This window comes from Pseudomonas sp. SIMBA_041, assembly GCF_046535095.1.
GTDB lineage: Bacteria > Pseudomonadota > Gammaproteobacteria > Pseudomonadales > Pseudomonadaceae > Aquipseudomonas > Aquipseudomonas mucoides.
Genome location: NZ_JAWRXJ010000885.1, coordinates 1 through 239 on the forward strand (window position 1 = coordinate 1; position 239 = coordinate 239).

A 239-nucleotide genomic window follows, 5' to 3' on the forward strand; every position below is an offset into this window, starting at 1 on the left:
GGTCAACGCCGACGGCGGCGGATTGCGCAGCGCGCCGCGCGCATAGTGGCGTTCGACCTGCACCTGGATCGCGGACAGCACGGTCAGGATGATCAGATACCAGACGGTCGCGACCATCAGCAGCGGGATCACGTCGAGGTTGCGGCGATAGATCACCTGCACCGTATAGAACAGCTCGGGCATCGCGAGCACGTACACCATCGACGTGCCCTTGGCGAGCGTGATCAGATCGTTGAACG

Annotated in this window: 1 pseudogene; it reads right to left on the reverse strand. The window is 63.2% G+C overall.

Annotated features, from left to right (window positions below):
• Positions 1-239 (reverse strand): annotated as a pseudogene (locus SB725_RS33690) (amino acid ABC transporter permease); the annotation flags it as partial.